This is a genomic window from Geothrix oryzisoli (assembly GCF_022808865.1).
Classification (GTDB): domain Bacteria; phylum Acidobacteriota; class Holophagae; order Holophagales; family Holophagaceae; genus Geothrix; species Geothrix oryzisoli.
The window spans coordinates 216,548-231,418 of the sequence record NZ_JAKZLB010000005.1 but is presented as its reverse complement, the minus strand read 5'-3'; the positions used below and the strand labels follow the sequence as shown (position 1 = coordinate 231,418).

The following is a 14,871-nucleotide window of genomic DNA, read 5'->3' as shown; positions in this document are numbered from 1 at the left end:
GCGGCGCCCGGCGCGATCCTGCGTCAAGCTCCTCGTCGATCGTGCCGCTATCGTCATCGTCGCTTTCCTTGTCTCACTTGGGCGGCGCCCCTTGCGCGGCCACACCCCACTTTGAAAACAGGCCCTAGGCATTCACCTTGACCACGATGGTGTCGGCCATCAGGTCGTGGATGCACCGCCGGTCATCCCTGAAGATGAAGCAGGCGTTGACCAGCGAGAACAGGGGCCCCAGGAGGGGGATCGACTCGAGCACCCACATGAGGAGGATCCGCAGACCCACGAGCCGGCCCATGCCCACGGGCTCGCCATTGCTCCGGACGATCCGGATCTTGAGTAGGCGCTTGGCGATGGTCTGGCCGTAGCGGTGAAGCCAGACGAGGTTCCAGATCATCAAGGCGAGGAGCAGACCTCCCCCCACCAGCCCGAAGACCACGAAGAACACCGTGGGAAACGCCCCCCCTTTCCGCTGCGAGAGCAGGGTGGGGATGAAGATCGCGGCCAGGACCCCGATGATTGCGAGCCCTCCGCCGACCATCAGGCCGTCCAGAAGCTTGGCGCCGAGCCGCACGCCCCGGTCGGCCAACTCCACCGCTTCCGGGTCGACCAGATCTGCGACAACGGCAGAGGGAGCCTCGTACGGATTGTATTCAGACATGGGGGTCTCACTGGGTAGGAATGCCCCAGTCTAGCTAGAAACCCGCGAGGCCATCCCCCGCAGAATTCCGGGGACGCCAGATTTCTCCCCTGTCTCCGGGTGAGTTCCAGCAGCGAGCCCCGGATGTCACGGGCGGATGATTCCTGGCTCCCGGGAGAGGTCAGGAGGGGTCAAGGGCCTTCAAAGCGCAAGAACTGGACCGCACTCGGCTCTGAGCGCGTGGCCAGGGCAGCCACGTACTGCTCCGCAAACTCGAACGTCCTGAGGAAAAGCCGTTGCCCTTCCCACAGGAGGCTGAAGGGCTCGGCAACCCAGCAGCCCGGCCCGGCGTCAAGGGCCCCGGGATGGACCCCGAGGCCGACCCCTTCCAGTTTCAGGATGGCCTCCTTGCAGACCCATGAGCGCTGGAAAGCCCGTTCGCGCTGGCTCACGGGCAGGGAGGCCAGGGCCCCCCGTTCCCGGGGGGTGAGCACCGAGGCCGCGAGTTCCTGGAAATCCGGCAGCGGTCCTATGCGTTCGACGTCGATCCCGACGGGTATCGAGCGGCCCATGGCGCAGACCGCCGCCCCGCTGGTGCGGGACAGGCTGAACGCCAGCTCGGCCCCAGCATGGCCCGCCTCGGCGAGATGAGGCTTCCCGAATGGGCCGACTGACCAGGAAACGGCGGACCCAGGGGCGCCGAGCTGCCCCCCGAGGATGGTCCTCAGGAAGCCGTGCGACAGGATGAAATCCAGGCGGTCCTTCTCCTGGGAGAAGCGAGCCGCGCGGAGACGCTCGGAAGGGGAGAGGCATTCGGAGAGCGACGCAAGGTGCGGATGGAGGTCGGGCAGCAGCGTGTACCAGATCTGCACTTCCCCGCGCTGCAAGGACCGCCGGTCAGCGCTCCCGGGTGATGGTGGCACCTTCAGGACCAGGTCAGAAAGGGGAGCAGCTCCTCGCTCGAGTGAGGCATCAGCTCGGCAGGAGGGGTGATGTAGACGCTGCCGGCCTTTGCGTTCTGGTCCAAGGACGCGCCCATGCCGATCAGGCAGTCCTTCTCGAGGGTGACACCCTGGACGATCGTCGCATTCGCCCCGATGAGACAGTGGCTCCCGATGGTCACCACGCCCAGGACGACCGCCCCTGGCGAGATGAAGGCGTGATCCTGGATGATCGTGTGGTGGCCGATGACCGCGGAGGAGCAGATGGTCACGTCATGACCGATCTTGGCGAACGGCTGGACCACGCTGTTTTCCAGGACGAGACAGTTTTCACCCAGGGCCAGGTCCGGCACGACATGGGCTGCCGAGCTGACGTAGGAAATGAGCTCATATCCCAGGCTCTTGGCGCGGTTGAATTTGGCCTCCCTGAGCTTGTTCAGCTTCTGGTAGCTCAAGGCCACGAGCATCTGGTACTCCGGGGGAGGGAAGACCGTCCCGACCTCCTCGAACGCCACCACCGGAAGCCCGAGCAGCGTCTTCTCCTTGAGGTATTCGGCATCGACCGTGAAGCCGACGACCTCATGCCCGGAATCATGCGTCAGGCAGTAGTGGAGGTACTGCGCCCAGCCCCCGCTTCCGAAAATGACGACCTTGCTCATAGGGTCCCCTCGTGACGGTGTGGATGGGTGGGCGGCAGGCTCAGGTGCTCGGCTTCACGCGCCGTCGGGGCCCAGCCGAGGTGGCGCACCATCGCCCCTACTGCCCACGCTGCCGGTCGATCAGCTCAGCCAGCTGGGCGATGGTGGGGTTGGCGAAAAAGGAGGACACCGGGACCTCGACCCCGAAGGTCCGCTTGATCTGCATGAGGATCCGGATGGCCGGCAAGGACTTGCCCCCGAGTTCGAAAAAGTCATCGTGGATGCCCACTTTGGACAATTTCAGGGCCTCCTTCCAGATGTCCGTGACCTGCTCCTCGGTTCCGCTCCGCTGCTCCGCATAGGTCGCGGAGACATCCGGCCGGTCGGAGTCCGGGACAGGCAGCGCCGCGCGATCGAACTTGCCGTTGACCGTCAACGGCAGCTTGGGCAGGCGGATGAAGTACGAGGGAATCATGTACTCGGGCAACGCACTCGCCACATGGTTCCGGAGGTCCTGCGCCGCGAGTGTCTGCTCGCCCACGTAGTACGCCGCAAGCCGGTTGACCGTGGCGTCATCCGTTCCCGAAGGCGCGCCGGAGGGCTGGACGACCGTGACCACGCAGTCGTGGATGTCCGGATGCTGCTGCAGCCGCGCCTCGATTTCCCCCAGCTCGATCCGGGCTCCGCCGATCTTCACCTGGTGATCCGAACGACCGAGGAAGATCAGGCGGCCATCCTCGGTCCAGCGGGCGAGGTCTCCCGTCTGATACACCCGCAGCCGCTTCGGCTCGGCGGAGCCATCGGATCGGCCGTCCCGGGGATGCCTTGGATCCGGGATCGTGATGAACCGCTGCTGCGTCAGGTCGGGCCGGTTCAGATAACCGCGGGCGAGCCCATCCCCCGCCAGGAACATCTGGCCGATGACCCCCGGCGGCACCGCCTTGAACTCCTCATCAAGGACGAAGACGTTCATGTTCGCCGCCGGGACGCCGATCGGGACCGACAGGGTCTGATCGTGATCCAGGTCGAAGCGATGGATCATGCAGCCGACGGTGGCCTCGGTGGGCCCGTACTCGTTGTAGATGCGGATCGGCGCACCAGCCTGCCGGGTGATGGCGCGGGCCAGGTCCGTCTTGAGGTCCTCCCCGCCGACAATCAGCACCTGGAGGTCCATGGAACGGAGCTCCATGTCCTTGATCATCGCGAGGTGCGCCGGAGTCAGCTTCATGACGTTCACGGCTTGGTCCTCAATCACCTTGAGCAGCAGCGTCCCGTGCGACCAGGTGTCGTCATGGTAGACGACGATGCGCCCACCGGAGACAAGAGGCGTGAACAGGGTCGTGACGGTGAGATCGAAGGCGAGCGAGGAGAACAAGGGCCAAGCCAGCCCCTCGCCGGAAACATAGGACCGCTTCGCCCACCAGATGTAGTTGACCAGGCTCCGGTGCTCGATCATGACCCCCTTGGGTTCGCCCGTGGAACCCGAGGTGTAGATCACATAGGCCAGCTTGCCGGGCGCCGTCAGCCGCTCCGGATTGGCCTGGTCGAAGCGCTCCAATCCGGCCAGATCCGGGTGGATCGTCACGACCTGCGCGGCCCTGGGCGGGAGGCCCTCAGCCTGGCCCCTCCCCGCGACCAGAAGCGGCGTGGCCCCCTGATTCGCGTCCCTGATCTGCTGGAGGATGTATTCGACCCGCTTGATCGGATTCGAGGGATCGATGGGCACATACGCCGCGCCTGCCTTGAGAATGCCCAGGATGGCACAGACCACCTCGATGGAGCGGTCCATCCTGAGGGCGATGAGGTGCTCAGGCCGGGTGCCGAGGGAGAGCAGGTGCCAGGCCACCTGGTTGGCCCGCTCATTGAGTTCGGCATAGGTGAGCGAACGGGCCTCGCAGCGGATCGCCTCGGCATCGGGCATCCCCAGCACCTGCTGCTCGAACAGGTCGACGATGGTCTTGTCGGACGGATACGGGCTCGCCGAATCGTTGAACGATTCAACGAGCAGGCGCGTGGGGTGGTCAGGCCTCAGGCCGGCGGTTGGCGTCATGGCCCCTGGTGTCTGGTCGTTCTTCATGCAGCCGTGCCCTTTCCCGCTGGACGCTTACCGCGTTGATTGGAACCTGGAGGACCGCCCCCGCACCCTAGCCCGTCGCCCGGGCCGGCGGCGATGGGGCGACCAGCGCAACCGCCGGTCCGGGGGCCCCGGCCCGAAGTCAGAGGGACCATGCGATCACCTCCTTCAGCACTTCGTTGGCCCCGGCGAAGATCCGGTGGACCCGGCTATCGGCCCACATGCGCGCGATCTCGTACTCCGTCATGTAGCCATAGCCCCCATGGAGCTGGACGCATTCATCCACGACTTCACATTCACAGTCGGTCAGCCAGTACTTCACCTGCGCCGCCGCGACCGAATCCAGCTGCCCCGCCACGAACCGGTCCACGCACTCATCGAGGAAGACCCGTCCGACACGGGCCTTCGTCGCACACTCCGCCAGCTTCATGCGGGTGTTCTGCAGCTCCAGGAGCGGCGCCCCATAGGCCATCCGCTCCTTGACGTAGGTGGACGTGAGACGAACAGCGGTCTCCATCGTCGCCACGGCGATGACACCGATGGCGAGCCGCTCGTAGATCATGCGCTCCATGATCTGAGCAAACCCCTGTCCCTCCTTGTTCCCAAGCAGGCAGGAAGCCGGGACGCGGACCTCGTCGAAAAACACTTCGCAGGTGTCCTGTCCGTGCATTCCCACCTTCTCCAGCGGCTGCCCTCGCGCAAAGCCCGCGAGCCCCTCCGTTTCGACCAGGAGGAGGGAGATCCCCCTGATCGGAGGCGCGGCCGGGTCGGTCCGGACGGCCAGGCAGACGAGACCCATGAGCGATCCGTTGGTAACGAATGTTTTTGAACCATTAATGATGTAGTCGTCACCGACGCGCTTGGCCGTCATCCGGATGCCCTGGAGGTCCGACCCCGCCGAGGGCTCCGTCAGCGCGACGGCTCCCACCAGCTCGCCGGCCGCCATGCGGGGGAGAAGGTCACGCTTCTGCTCCTCCCTTCCATAGGCATGGATGTAGTGGGCGACACCGTCATGCACGTAGGAGGCGAAGTTCACTCCCGCCTTGGCCAGTTCTTCCACGACGATCGCCTCGTGAACGAAGCTGCCGCCGCCGCCGCCGAATTCCGCTGGCAGGTCCACGAGCAGCATCCCGGCCTGCCCTGCTTTCAGCCAGGCGTCGGCGTCGGGGCGGTGCTGCGCCCGCCAGCGGGGCTGGTGTGGAACGAACTCCCGTTCAACAACCCTTGCGATCGCCGGTCGGAAAAGCTTCAGTTCTTCATCCATGGTAAGAACATGCAAGATTGCGCACCGCGCTCAAGGGGAAAAGAACGATCACCGGATCCAGATGCTCCGCGGACGCACCACCGGCGGAGAGGCGCCATCGGATCCTCTCCTTCTGGTGCCCAGAGGCCGTTCCCTCGAAGTTCATCCTTCCTCCTGGCCCATGGATCGGCAACTCAAAAAAAACCTTCGGATGAGGGCACGCTAACATGATTTTCCAAGAATGACATATACATTGCATAACAATTGGTGGCGGCCCTTTCGGCATTCGATATCACAACTGTTGGATCCGGCCGCTGGGCAGATCCCGTGCTGGGCCGCTCCGTCCGGCTGAACCCCAGGTCGGGTCCGGGCCGGAGGCAGGTGGAACCTTCCCGGCGGCAGTCCCATCTCCAGGAGCCCTGGGCCGGGAACCGAGCGGCGTTCCCCCACCCGTGACCCTCGTCACGCCCGGGCCTGCCGGGTGACCATTACAGTGGTCGTAACCGTCCCGGCCGACCGGCCGGGCATAGGGAGGTTTTGTGGACGCGCTGCTTGAAGCCCTTGAACCGAAGACTTTCTGGTCCTACTTCCTGGAGTTGTCGAAGATCCCCCGCGGGTCCAAGAACGAGGCCGCGGCGGCAGCCTGGGTGGCTGATCAGGCCAAGGCCCTGGGCTGCGAGGTGGAGCGCGACGAGGTCGGGAACGTGATCATCCGGAAGAAGGCCACGCCCGGGAAGGAAGGCCGGCCGACGACCTGCCTCCAGGCCCATGTGGACATGGTCTGCGAGCAGAACGAGGGCACCGGCCACGACTTCACCAAGGATCCCATCAAGGTCCGGAGAGAAGGTGATCTCCTCCGTGCCACGGGCACCACCCTGGGCGCCGACAATGGCATCGGAGTGGCCGCCGCCCTCGCGGTGCTGGCCAGCAAGGACATTGCCCACGGCCCCATCGAGGTGCTCATCACCATCGACGAGGAGACCGGCCTGACCGGCGCCAACGGCCTCCAGCCCGGCCGCCTCAAGGCCAAGTATCTCCTCAACCTCGACAGCGAGGAGGAGGGCTACCTCACCATCGGCTGTGCCGGCGGCGAGGACACCATCGTCACCCGCAGGCTCACCCGGGTCGCCGCCCCGGCCGGCAGCCACGCCTACCGCCTGAAGGTGTTCGGCCTCAAGGGCGGCCACTCCGGCATCGACATCCACGCCGGCCGCGGCAACGCCATCCGCATCCTCGCCCAGATCCTGGACGCCCTGAAGCCAGCCTTCAGCTTCGCCCTCGCCGGCATCAAGGGCGGCAACAAGCGCAACGCCATCCCCCGCGAGGCCTCGGCCCAGATCCTCCTGGATCCCGCGAAGGAGCAGGCCTTCAAGACGGCCCTGGCCGAGCATGAGGCCCACTGGCGCGCGGCCCTCGGCGCCTTCGATCCAGGCCTGCACCTGGCCCTCGAAGCCGGGGAAGGCACCCAGGTCATGTCCGGCGCCGAGGCGGACGCCCTGATCCGCCTGCTGCTGGCCCTGCCCCACGGTGTCGAGGCCATGAGTCCGGACATCCCCGGGCTGGTGCAGACCTCCACGAACCTGGGCGTGATCGAGACCCGCGAGGACGAGGTGGAAGTGAACCTCCTCACCCGCAGTTCCATCAACGCCTCGAAGACCGCCCTGTCCGAGCGCATCGCAGCCACCTGCGCCCTGGGCGGATTCGAGTCCCACGTCACCGGCGGGTACCCCGGCTGGAAGCCCGAGCCCAAGGCCTCGCTGGTCCGCATCGTCAACGAGACCAACCAGAAGGTCTTCGGCAAGCCGCTCGAGATCATGGCCATCCATGCCGGCCTGGAGTGCGGCCTCATCGGCGAGAAATACACGCAGATGGAGATGGTCTCCTTCGGCCCCAGCATGTGGGATGTCCACACCCCCGACGAGCACGTCAGCGTGCCTTCCGTGGGCAACTTCTGGAAGCTCCTGATCGCCGTCCTGGAGACCGTCTAACCCCGCCATTCATGGCCCTTGGCTCAGGCCCGGGGCCGTGATAGCCTTGTTGCTTCCGCCTTTGCGTGGAAGCCCTGGAGAGTTGTCCGAGTGGTTTAAGGAGCACGCCTGGAAAGTGTGTGTAGGCCAAAAGCTTACCGGGGGTTCGAATCCCCCACTCTCCGCCAGAAAGCGCCCCGCGAAGCGGGGCGCACTTGTCTAGCACGGAGAACCCGGGGGATTCGAAGTCACTGATGAGGAGGGCTGCGCCATGAAGGTCATGGGCATCGTCGGGTGGAGCGGCAGTGGGAAGACCAGCCTGGTGGTGGAGGTGCTGCCGCTGCTCCGAGCGGCGGGGCTGAAGGTCTCGACCATGAAGCACGCGCACCACCGCTTCGATGTGGACAAGCCCGGGAAGGACTCCTTCCGGCACCGGGAGGCGGGCGCCTCGGAAGTCCTGGTGGTGACCTCCTCACGCTGGGTGCTGATGCATGAATCCAGGGAGGAACCGGAACCCAGCATCGAATCCCTGATCGAGCGCATGACGCCCGTGGACCTGCTCCTCATCGAGGGCTTCAAGACCCACCCGCACCCCAAGTTGGAGATCCACCGGGAATCAGAAGGCAAGCCCCTGCTCTGCCCCGAGGATCCAGGGATCGTGGCCGTGGCCAGCGACCGCCCGTTGTCCGGGCTGAAGATCCCCGTGCTCGACCTGAACGATCCCCGGGCCGTCGCCGACTTCATCCTCGTCCACACCGGCCTGAGCAAGGCCTGAGGGCCCCGGCTCAGGTCTCAGGCCCCGTAGTGCTTGTAGAAGTACCAGGCTGACAGGATGAAGCCGATGCTGACGACGCCGACGCGCACGGTCTTGCGGCCGACGCGGTGGGCCATGTGGGAACCGAAGAGGCCCCCCAGCCCGGCCGCGACGGCCATGACACCGACGAGAACCCACTGCACGTTGCCGGGATGGCGCAGGAACTCCATACCCAGGAACGCGAAGATGGCGATGCCGTTGATGCAGAGGGCCAGCAGGTTCTTGAGGCCGTTCATCTGGTGGATGTCCGTGAGGCCCAGCAGGCTCAGGGCCGCGAGCATGAGGATGCCGATGCCCGCACCGAAGTAGCCACCGTAGATGCCCACGATGAACTGGAAGATCATGGCGCCGATCCACCACCCCGGTGTGCGGTCATGGCTGCCCATCTTCTTCAGCACCTTGTTGACGGGATCGTTGGCCGCCAGGAGGATGGTGGCCGCCAGGATGAGCCAGGGCACCAGCTGATCAAAGACCTTCTGGGGCGTGACCAGCATGAGCCAGGCCCCCAGGGCCCCGCCGATGAGCGAGGGGGGCATCAGGCGCAGGGCGAATTCCCGGATGCCGATGAGATCCTCGCGGTGGCCCCAGAAACCGCCAATGGAGCCGGGCCACAGGGCGATGGTGCTGGTGACGTTGGCCTGCTGACCCGTGAGGCCGATGCCGAGCAAGGCGGGGAACGACACCAGCGTGCCGCCCCCCGCGATGGAATTGATGGCCCCGGCGATGAAGGCCGCTGCCATGACAGTGAATACGTGTCCGATGTGCATGCCATCCAAGATGACAGGCTCGCGGGCCGATCAGAAGACAGCTACTTCCACTTGAAGGGGTAGATCGGTTTCTTCGAACCGTACTCAGGCGGCCACACGGTTTCATGCTTGCCGTTCTGGATCTGCTCCACCAGCATCTGGTGGTGGTTCTGGTTCGTGTAGCCGCTGTAGTCGATGAACCGGACGTCGCCCATGATGCCGTTCCAGTGGCCGCCACGCAGCTCCGCGCGGAGTTTCTCGCGGTCGCCGCCCACCTTGGCCGCGGCCTCCGCCATCACCATCATCGAGGCATAGGCGTTGGCGGCGTGATAGGGCACCTCGGCCTTGCCGAACTTGGCCTTGTAGCGCTTCCCGAAGTCCTTGGCGCCCGGCCAGTTCACATCGGTGGTCCACTGCGTGCTGGAGAACACGTTGTTGGAGATGGCCTGTTCCCGGGCGAACTCGGAGGACGCGAAGCCCGCGCCCGCACCCAGGAAGGCCTGGGGCTGAAGACCCACTTCGCGGGCCTGGCGCATGAGCAGGATGCCATCGGCCACGTAGGACACCATGAAGACGAGGTCAGGCTTGGTGGCCTTGACCTTCGCGAGGGTGGAGCGGTAGTCGGGCGAGCCCGCCGCATAGGCCTCCTCCATCACCACCTGGATGCCCACCTGGGCGGCGTAGGCCTTGGCCGACTTCGCCCCGGAGGTGCCGAAGTCCGTGTTCTCGTTCAGGATCGCCATGGTCTTGGGCTTGCCCAGCTTCTGGGCCATGGAGATGAGGATGGACGCATAGTCCTCGGTGGTGGCGCTGAGGCGGAAGACGTACTTCTGGTTCTGGCGGGTGATGTCTTCCTTCGACGCCACGGGCACCAGCAGCGGCACCTTGTATTTCTCGGCCAGCTTGGACACGGCGTTGGCGCAGGCGGAGCTGTAGGGCCCTACCACCGCGGCCACGCGGTCGCGGGTCACCAGCTTCTCCATGGCCGACATGGACACCTGGGGCTTGCCCGTATCGTCTTCGGTGACCAGCTCGACCTTGATGCCCTTCTTCTGGAGATCCTCCAGGGCCAGCTTGTAGCCATTGCTCATGTACTCGCCGATGGGCGCCTGGGTGCCCGTGGCGCAGTTGATGACCCCGATCTTCACGGGGGTCTGCGCCTGGAGGACAAGACCGAGGGCCATCAGGGGGACGAGGATTCTCAGCTTCATGCTGGCTCCTTGGATTTGGGATTGGAATGGGATGCTGGACGGGAGCCTAGCATGACGGGATCTCCCGGCGCGTGGTAGGCTCGCGGTCTTTCCCCGAGGTCGGCCATGCGGTTGCTCCTGGCATCGATTCTTCCCCTCGGCCTCGTAGCCGCGCCTCCCGCGGCGGGCCTGCGCGTCATGAAGACCCTCCCCATCGGGGGATCGGGCGGGTGGGACTATGTGGCCCTCGACAGCTCGGCCCGGCGCCTCTACGTGCCCAGGTCCGACCGGGTGCTGGTCCTGGACCTGGACGGCAAGCCCATCGGGGAGATCAAAGGCACGGACGGCGTCCACGGCGTCGCGCTGGCCCCGGGCCTGGACCGTGGTTTCACGAGCAACGGCCGGAGCCACACCATCACCATCTTCCGGCTGGCGACCCTGGAGGTTCTCGGCCAGGTCAAGGCCACCGGCGAAGGCCCGGACGCCATCCTCTTCGATCCCGCCACCAGCCGGGTGTTCAGCTTCAATGGCCGGGGGAGGAACGCCACGGTCTTCGACGCCGCCACGGGGAATGCCGTGGGGACCATCCCCTTCGGCCACAAGCCGGAGTTCGCCGCCACGGACGGCCAGGGACATGTGTTCGTGAACCTGGAAGATTCGGCGGAAGTGGCCGTGATCGATGCGAAGAAGCTCACCGTGGACCAGCGCTGGCCCCTGGCCCCCCTCCAGGATCCCACGGGCATGGCCATCGACCGGAAGCACCACCGGCTCTTCATCGTCGGGGGCAACAAGCTCATGGCGGTGCTGGACACGGGCACCGGGAAGATCGTGGCCATGCCCGCCATCGGGGCCGGCGCCGATGCCGCCGCCTACGATCCCGAGCTGGGCTTGGCCTTCAGTTCCAATGGGGAAGGCACCCTCACCGTCATCCGCCAGGAGAGCCCGGACCGGTACAGCGTCCTGGAGCAGGTCCCCACCAAGCGTGGGGCGCGCACCCTGGCCTTGGACGAGAAGACCCATCGGATCTACCTCCCCACCGCCGAGTTCACGCCCGCCCCGGCCCCGACGGCGGAGACGCCGAGGCCCCGGCCCGCCATGGCGCCCGGCAGCTTCCAGATCCTGGTGGTGGGACGCTAGATCTTCCTGAGTTCAACGACCACCAGCGCCGCCCCGCCATACCCCGGGATCAGCTGAAGACGGTCTGGGCCATCCTCCACCCGCAGCAGGTGGCGCCGGCCCAGGTGCAGGTCCGCCTCCGGAACATGGACGGTGCCCCCGGCCACGAAGACGAGCAGGGCCGAATCCGCCGGCCGGGACAGGGTGCGGGGTGAGGCCAGGCGGAAGGACTCCACCCGCGCGTGGCAGCACCGGGGATCCACCATCAGGTTGAAGTCCGTGCAGGGCCCGCCCACCAGCGTGGCCGTGGCCGGCCAGTCGCCGGAGAAACGGACGGGAGCCAGCGGTTCGGTGAGCCGCACCCGGCCCCGGGGGCCGAAGTCGAGGTCGAAGCCCTCGCCCTCCAGCAGGAGCAGCCACCGCTCCAGGCCCGGAAACGGGGAGAAGGGCCCGGATACCCCCACTTCCGCGGAGCTCAGACGCCAGCGGAAGCCCGACTCCAGCGAAGCTCCGGGCGGCTCCACGGCCAGCTCCAGCGTCGTGCCTCCGCCGTTCTTCCAGGGCATCCGCCGGCCCTCCTCGGGTGTGATGTGCTGCCATGTCATCGCCTGCCCTCCAGCCTCTGGGCCTCCGCCCGGCTCAGGGTCCTCCAGGGCCGGGGGAGCAGGCCGGGAACCCGGTCCATGTAGTCCCGGTAGGCGACACCGAAGCGGGCCAGGAGCTTCCGCTCCTCCAGCCACGATCCGACGATGAAGTAGACGGTGATCCATCCGGCCGACACAAGCCGCGCTGCGTTCATGTCGCGGGTCCAGAGGATCACCAGGAACAGGCTGTACCAGGGATGCCGCACGAAGCGGTGCAGGGTCGAGATCCGGAACGGCTCCAGGTCCTCGGCCATGCCCCGGCGGGTCCGGAGCTGCCGCCAGCCCAGGAATTCCCCCAGATCGTAGCCGGCGGGCCAGGCGACCAGGATCCCGGCCGCCACGAGGGCCAGCCCGTTCATCACCCAGGCTCCGGGGCCCTTCCAGCGCCACAGCCATACCCCCGGCCGGTCGACCACCAGCCCGAAGATCGGCAGGAGCGCCAGGCTGGCGACCAGGTTGTAGACCAGCCGATAGGCCGGCACCAGGCGCGGGAGGTGGGCGGCCACGGCACGCTTTAATCCCAGGGAGGCCAGGCCGGAATGCAGGGCCGCGTAGGCGATCCACGCGAAGGAAAGCAGCATCAGGTTGGCGGTGTCGGCACCCATGGGACGATTGTGGGCGCCCCTGTCTCCCGGGGCCACCGGCGGAAGCGGCAGGCGGGTTATCCTGTGGCGATGCATCTGACCTGGCCCCAGCCCGCGCGCGTCGCGCTCGTCCTAGCCCTGCTCTGGGTGGCCTACGTCCTACTCTGGACACCGGGCCCCTTCTCCCTGAGGCTGCTGGGTCTGTACCCCAAGAAGCTTGGCTCACGGGTGGTGGGCTGGGCCGCGGCCCGCTCCCTGCCGCACGCCTGGCGCGAGCCGCTGCTGGGCCGGTTCGCGGGGCACTTCGGCATCGACCTCGAGGAAGCCGAGCACGCCCTGGGGGACTACCCCAGCCTCCAGGCCCTGTTCACGCGGCGCCTCAAGGCGGGCCTCCGCCCCCAGGACGCGCCCCTGCCCGGCGCACTGAACAGCCCCGTGGACGCCCGCATCATCGCCAGCGGCCGCATCCAGGCCGATACGGCCATCCAGGCCAAGGGCCTGCCCTACCGCCTCTCCGAACTCCTGAAGCATGAGCGGGGCGCCGATCGTTTCGAGGGCGGCCAGTACCTCACCCTCTACCTGTCGCCCAAGGACTACCACCGCATCCACGTGCCCCTGGAAGGCAAGGTCACGGCCGTCAGCCGCGTGGAGGGTGAACTCTGGCCCGTGAACGACGCCAGCACCGGCGCCATCCCCCGCCTCTATGAGCGCAACCGGCGCGCGGTCTGGACCGCCCTGGGCGCGGGCACCTGCGAAGGTCTCGAGGTGGCCGCCGTGCTGGTCGGCGCCACGCACGTGGGCGGGGTGGTCATCGACGCCCGCTGGCTTGGAGGCCGGAGCCTGCCGGAAGATGGCGGGTTCCCCGTGAACCTGCTGCCCTGCGCGCCGGGCGAGGATCTCGGCACGTTCGAATTCGGCTCCACCGTGGTCCTGCTCATCGGCGGGCCGAGGGCCAGGGATTGGGCACCACTCCGCACGGAGGGCAGCGTGAAGGTGGGACAGCGGCTGGGGGCGTACCGGTGAACGAGACCGATATCTTCAACCAGGAGCCCCTCTGGGATGAGGGCGGCGACCTGCCGGGCGCCCTCGAGGCCCTGTTCACCGCGGCCGGCGAGGTGCTGGACCTGGCCCGGTTGAGGGAGCTCACGGGCCTGGGGGACGGCGCCCTCCAGCAGGGCATCGAGAAACTGCAAGAACGCCTGAGCGGCGCCAGCGGGTTGCGCCTCCTCGAGGTGGGCGGCGGGTGGCGCATGGCCACCAGCCCGCTCTACCGGGAGATGGTCGCCCGGCTGGTGACCACCACGCGCAGCGGCAAGCTCACGCCGGCGCAGATCGAGGCGCTGGCCATCGTCGCCTACCGCCAGCCCGTCACCATCACGGAGCTGAACGCCATCCGGGGTGTCACCAGCAGCGCCAACCAGGTGAAGAGCCTTCTGGAGCGCCAGCTCATCATCCCCGCGGGCCGCAAGCCCGTGGTGGGCCGGCCGATGACCTACGCCACCACCCAGGCCTTTCTCCTGCACTTCGGCCTGAAGAGCCTGCATGACCTCCCGCGGCTGGACGACTTCGGCGAAGGCCGCCTGGAAGCCCAGGCTTTGGCCGCGCTCGAACCGCCGATGCCTGAAGGCGGGCTCTTCGGGGAGGACGCGATGGAGACGATCGAAGACCTGCCCGAGGAAGGGTTCGAACCATGAACCAGGACACCACCCTCAGCCTCCAGGGACAGCCTGAAAAGCCGAAGGCCGAGACCCCCACGGGCTTTGTCCTCCAGTCCTGGCAGAAGGGCTGCCTGCTGGTCGTGCTCCTCGGCGTGCTCTACCTGCGGATCTGGCGCCGCAAGCGCGCCCACATCCTGGTATGCAGCCACTGCGGGAAAAAGAATCCCCCCCACCAGAGCAACTGCCAGAAGTGCGCAGCGCCGCTGATGCGGGTTCATGAATAGCTGTCAGCTATCAGCTGTCAGTGACTGAGAGCTGATAGCTGATAGCTGATAGCAGACAGCTAAAACTCGATATCGATGGATTCTTCGGCGAGATCGTTCTCTTCGCCCAGCACTTCGCAGGCGGCGCCGTACATCTGGAGCACGGCGGTCTTGCGGTTGCTCAGGCTGGTGAGCAGTTCCTTCACGCGCTGCACTTCGGAAGCGATGGTGTTGTTGATCTGGGACACCTCGGAGCGACAGCGCTCGCGGGTGGTCTCGTAGAAGGCCTTCTGATCCTGGCTCAGATCCATGGGTGCTCCCTGGGGGCGGCGAAACTGTTCGGAAAGGGTGATCTTATC

Annotated in this window: 16 protein-coding genes and 1 tRNA gene; 7 read left to right on the top strand and 10 right to left on the bottom strand. The window is 66.6% G+C overall.

Annotated features, from left to right (window positions below):
* Window positions 1-124: 124 nt before the first annotated feature.
* The 5 genes from MLE43_RS14505 to MLE43_RS14485 all read right to left on the bottom strand — a co-directional run bounded on the left by MLE43_RS14505 (window position 125) and on the right by MLE43_RS14485 (window position 5,551).
* Window positions 125-655, bottom strand: a complete 531-nt coding sequence (locus MLE43_RS14505) for an RDD family protein (RefSeq protein WP_243305306.1) — start codon at window positions 653-655, stop codon at window positions 125-127.
* Window positions 656-825: 170 nt separating this feature from the next.
* A complete protein-coding gene (locus MLE43_RS14500) occupies window positions 826-1,521 on the bottom strand; it encodes a 4'-phosphopantetheinyl transferase family protein (RefSeq protein ID WP_243305302.1) in 696 nt (231 codons plus the stop codon).
* Window positions 1,522-1,559: 38 nt separating this feature from the next.
* A complete protein-coding gene (locus MLE43_RS14495) occupies window positions 1,560-2,234 on the bottom strand; it encodes an acetyltransferase (protein ID WP_243305299.1) in 675 nt (224 codons plus the stop codon).
* Between the two features lie 97 nt (window positions 2,235-2,331).
* On the bottom strand, window positions 2,332-4,263 hold the full coding sequence (locus tag MLE43_RS14490) for a non-ribosomal peptide synthetase (protein WP_243305297.1): 1,932 nt from the start codon (window positions 4,261-4,263) through the stop codon (window positions 2,332-2,334).
* Window positions 4,264-4,429: 166 nt separating this feature from the next.
* Window positions 4,430-5,551, bottom strand: a complete 1,122-nt coding sequence (locus tag MLE43_RS14485) for an acyl-CoA dehydrogenase family protein (RefSeq protein WP_243305294.1) — start codon at window positions 5,549-5,551, stop codon at window positions 4,430-4,432.
* Window positions 5,552-6,069: 518 nt separating this feature from the next.
* On the opposite strand from MLE43_RS14485, the gene MLE43_RS14480 reads away from it, so the two are divergent.
* The 3 genes from MLE43_RS14480 to mobB all read left to right on the top strand — a co-directional run bounded on the left by MLE43_RS14480 (window position 6,070) and on the right by mobB (window position 8,272).
* Window positions 6,070-7,518, top strand: a complete 1,449-nt coding sequence (locus tag MLE43_RS14480) for an aminoacyl-histidine dipeptidase (RefSeq protein WP_243305292.1) — start codon at window positions 6,070-6,072, stop codon at window positions 7,516-7,518.
* A 76-nt stretch (window positions 7,519-7,594) separates the two neighbouring features.
* Window positions 7,595-7,685 (top strand) — tRNA-Ser (locus MLE43_RS14475).
* A gap of 83 nt (window positions 7,686-7,768) precedes the next feature.
* On the top strand, window positions 7,769-8,272 hold the full coding sequence (mobB, locus tag MLE43_RS14470; RefSeq protein ID WP_243305290.1) for a molybdopterin-guanine dinucleotide biosynthesis protein B: 504 nt from the start codon (window positions 7,769-7,771) through the stop codon (window positions 8,270-8,272).
* A gap of 17 nt (window positions 8,273-8,289) precedes the next feature.
* On the opposite strand, the gene MLE43_RS14465 is transcribed toward mobB, so the two are convergent.
* Window positions 8,290-9,078 carry a sulfite exporter TauE/SafE family protein gene (locus tag MLE43_RS14465; RefSeq protein WP_243305287.1) on the bottom strand — a complete coding sequence of 263 codons (789 nt, stop codon included), beginning with the start codon at window positions 9,076-9,078 and terminating at the stop codon, window positions 8,290-8,292.
* 41 nt (window positions 9,079-9,119) lie between these two features.
* Complete coding sequence (locus tag MLE43_RS14460) at window positions 9,120-10,268, bottom strand: ABC transporter substrate-binding protein (RefSeq protein ID WP_243305285.1); 1,149 nt, start codon at window positions 10,266-10,268, stop codon at window positions 9,120-9,122.
* A 105-nt stretch (window positions 10,269-10,373) separates the two neighbouring features.
* Between MLE43_RS14460 and MLE43_RS14455 the strand changes: the two genes are divergently transcribed.
* The gene (locus MLE43_RS14455; RefSeq protein WP_243305283.1) at window positions 10,374-11,384 is read left to right on the top strand and encodes a YncE family protein; all 1,011 of its coding nucleotides are present in this window, start codon (window positions 10,374-10,376) and stop codon (window positions 11,382-11,384) included.
* On the opposite strand, the gene MLE43_RS14450 is transcribed toward MLE43_RS14455, so the two are convergent.
* Together MLE43_RS14450 and MLE43_RS14445 are read right to left on the bottom strand one after the other, a co-directional pair.
* Entirely contained in the window at window positions 11,381-11,968 is a 588-nt protein-coding gene (locus tag MLE43_RS14450; RefSeq protein ID WP_243305281.1) for a HutD/Ves family protein, read from the bottom strand. The genes MLE43_RS14455 and MLE43_RS14450 overlap by 4 nt on opposite strands.
* Window positions 11,965-12,612 carry a methyltransferase family protein gene (locus MLE43_RS14445; RefSeq protein WP_243305280.1) on the bottom strand — a complete coding sequence of 216 codons (648 nt, stop codon included), beginning with the start codon at window positions 12,610-12,612 and terminating at the stop codon, window positions 11,965-11,967. Before MLE43_RS14445 ends, MLE43_RS14450 begins: the two co-directional genes overlap by 4 nt.
* A gap of 69 nt (window positions 12,613-12,681) precedes the next feature.
* Between MLE43_RS14445 and asd the strand changes: the two genes are divergently transcribed.
* From asd to MLE43_RS14430, 3 genes are read left to right on the top strand one after another with little or no spacing between them, the layout of a single operon-like run.
* The gene (gene asd, locus MLE43_RS14440) at window positions 12,682-13,614 is read left to right on the top strand and encodes an archaetidylserine decarboxylase (RefSeq protein ID WP_243305277.1); all 933 of its coding nucleotides are present in this window, start codon (window positions 12,682-12,684) and stop codon (window positions 13,612-13,614) included.
* Window positions 13,611-14,285 carry an SMC-Scp complex subunit ScpB gene (scpB, locus tag MLE43_RS14435; RefSeq protein WP_243305274.1) on the top strand — a complete coding sequence of 225 codons (675 nt, stop codon included), beginning with the start codon at window positions 13,611-13,613 and terminating at the stop codon, window positions 14,283-14,285. Before asd ends, scpB begins: the two co-directional genes overlap by 4 nt.
* Window positions 14,282-14,533 (top strand): hypothetical protein, encoded by a 252-nt coding sequence (locus MLE43_RS14430; protein WP_243305272.1) that lies wholly within the window; start codon window positions 14,282-14,284, stop codon window positions 14,531-14,533. Before scpB ends, MLE43_RS14430 begins: the two co-directional genes overlap by 4 nt.
* Window positions 14,534-14,592: 59 nt before the next feature.
* On the opposite strand, the gene MLE43_RS14425 is transcribed toward MLE43_RS14430, so the two are convergent.
* Complete coding sequence (locus MLE43_RS14425; RefSeq protein WP_243305270.1) at window positions 14,593-14,823, bottom strand: hypothetical protein; 231 nt, start codon at window positions 14,821-14,823, stop codon at window positions 14,593-14,595.
* Window positions 14,824-14,871 lie beyond the last annotated feature (48 nt).